Origin of the sequence: Streptomyces sp. NPDC005393, assembly GCF_040606675.1 — a bacterium.
GTDB lineage: Bacteria > Actinomycetota > Actinomycetes > Streptomycetales > Streptomycetaceae > Streptomyces.
In genome coordinates, this window is sequence record NZ_JBEXFG010000123.1 from 1 (window position 1) to 2,390 (window position 2,390).

Consider the following 2,390-nt stretch of genomic DNA (forward strand, 5'->3'; position numbering starts at 1 on the left):
ATTGCCCGACCTTACCCAGATGGTCCGCTGAGGCCACCTGGTTTTGCAGACAGCTCCAAGACCAGGGCACATAACGATCTACGACTGGAGTACTAAGCACACTCGACCCGCCCCTCCGCAACATCGACAGCGGAGGGGAAGATGGCACACTCTCGCGGCCCGGGCGTGCTATCAGGGGAGTGGACAACGTCGCGGTTGACGACCTGAGCCTGGTGTAGTGCCGTGACCAAAGGTCATTTCACGGCGCGTCGTCCATCAAGCACCCACGCTTAAGCAGCGCCTCGACGGTCGTTCCACGCCGCTCAGCCATCTCACGGAACGCAGCGCACTCGCGTTGCCAAGCCAGTGCCCGTGCCGCCGCGGACTGGCGAATGTACTCGTCGCTTGAGATGCCTAGATGAGCGGCATGCGTGTCGATGGCAGCTCGTTCCGTAGAGGTGAAGGTCATCGGCAATCCTCCGGCTCGTAGGCCCCACACCGGCCCGGGTAAGTACAGCAATCCTCTCGTGCCGACAGCGCTCTGATCCTCGACTGCCCAGATGGTGGAGCGGCGGAGTGCTGCCACAGATGTAACGGCCCCATCGGGGAACCGAGAAATGCGGCTCGTGTAGGTAACGGAATGTCCCTTCATGGAGTCGGCAGGGTGGTGACCGGCGGGTTTCGCGTCGGGCGGGTTGGTCGTCGGCGCGGTGACCCCGGGGTGCCGGTTCATCTCGTCAGCCGGGAATGCTGTATGTCAGGTGTTCGCGACTGGTCGCGACGTGACATTGAGGTGCCCTGAAGTTTCCGGACAGGGGCCCGCGTAGGGTTATGAACGTCCGGAAAGAGAGAGAAGTGCCACCCAGATACTCCCAGCAGTTCAAAGACGAGGCCGTCCGTATGGTGCTCGATGGCCCTCGCCCGATCACCCATGTTGCCGCCGAACTCAGCATCCACGAGACCAGCCTCGGCAAATGGGTCTCGCAATACCGGGCATCGCTGAACCCCGGGCCGCAGCCAGGAACCGGCGAACCGAAGACTGACCGCGAACGGCAGCTTGAACGCGAGAACCAGAAGCTCCGAGAGGAGAACGCGTTCCTCAAAAAAGCAGCCTTAGATTCAACCGGTCAGAGCAACAGTGCTGGTCGAGGACGGTTTACGTGGCGAGACTGGGTCGGCCGGGGATGTCGGACGAGATGAAGGCCGACTTGTGGCGGCGGTGGAGGGCCGGGGAATCGATCAGCGTCATCTCAAGGCAGATCGGTAAGCCGCCCGGTTCGGTGTTCACCGTCCTCAAGCACCACGGAGGGATCGCTCCCGAACCCCGCAAAGCGCGCGCCGGAAACTTGACCATGGGCGAGCGGGAGGAGATCTCACGTGGTCTTTGTGCCGGAGAGTCCTACCGGGCCATCGCCGGCCTCCTGGGGCGTGCAGTGTCGACGATCAGTCGTGAAATCAGCAACAACGGCGGACGCGACGTTTACCGGGCGATCGCCGCGCACGAACGGGCACTTGAGCGCGCCCGGCGCCCGAAGCAGTGCCTGCTCGCCCGCAGGCCCGCGCTGAGGCAGACGGTGCTGACCCTGCTGAGGGAGGAGTGGTCGCCGGAACAGATCGTCGGCCACCTGCGTCGGCATCACGGTGACGACCCGGGGATGGAGATCAGCCACGAGACGATCTACCGATCGGTCTACACCACCCGCTGGAAGGTGATCCCTCGCGAGCTGTGCAAGCGCCTGCGAACTGGCCGCCCGATCCGGAAGAACAAGCGCCACACGGTGAAAGGACAGTGGCGCTCACAGATCACCGATGCCCGACCAATCGAGGAGCGGCCCCAGGCGGCGGAGGACCGCAGCGAGTTCGGGCATCTGGAAGGCGATCTGGTGATCGGCTCGAACAACAGCCAGGTCGCCACACTGGTCGACCGGAAGTCACGGTTCCTCACGGTCGTGAAACTCGCCAGCCGCCACACCACCGTGGTCGTTCCCGCTCTGGCCGACACCTACGAACGCATGGACCCCCGACTACGCAGCACGCTGACCTGGGATCGCGGCATGGAACTGGCAGCCCACAAGCGGTTCACCGCCGACACCGGTGTCGACGTGTTCTTCGCAGCCCCGCGTAGCCCCTGGCAACGTGGCACCAACGAGAACACCAACAAGCTGCTCCGGCAGTACCTGCCCAAAGGCACAAACCTGTCGACGTTCAGCCAGGACGACCTTGACGCCATCGCGACGAAGCTCAACAACCGTCCGCGCAAGTGCCTGAGATTTCGCACACCAGCCGAGAGTGTTGCCTTGACCGGTTGAATCTAAGGCCTCCTTCTTCGCCAGCGAGCATCGGTGATCTCCCGCTACGAGTTCATCGACGCGGAGAAGGCATGCTTCCGTATCGTCGACATGTGCCGTTGG

At 63.3% G+C, this 2,390-nt stretch carries 2 protein-coding genes; both read left to right on the plus strand.

Annotated features, from left to right (window positions below):
- Positions 1-810 precede the first annotated feature (810 nt).
- Positions 811-1,179: a transposase gene (locus tag ABZS71_RS35480; RefSeq protein WP_356216952.1), complete on the plus strand. Its 369-nt coding sequence runs from the start codon at positions 811-813 to the stop codon at positions 1,177-1,179.
- Positions 1,164-2,288, plus strand: coding sequence for an IS30 family transposase (locus ABZS71_RS35485; RefSeq protein ID WP_356216955.1), 1,125 nt, complete (start codon positions 1,164-1,166; stop codon positions 2,286-2,288). Before ABZS71_RS35480 ends, ABZS71_RS35485 begins: the two co-directional genes overlap by 16 nt.
- Positions 2,289-2,390 lie beyond the last annotated feature (102 nt).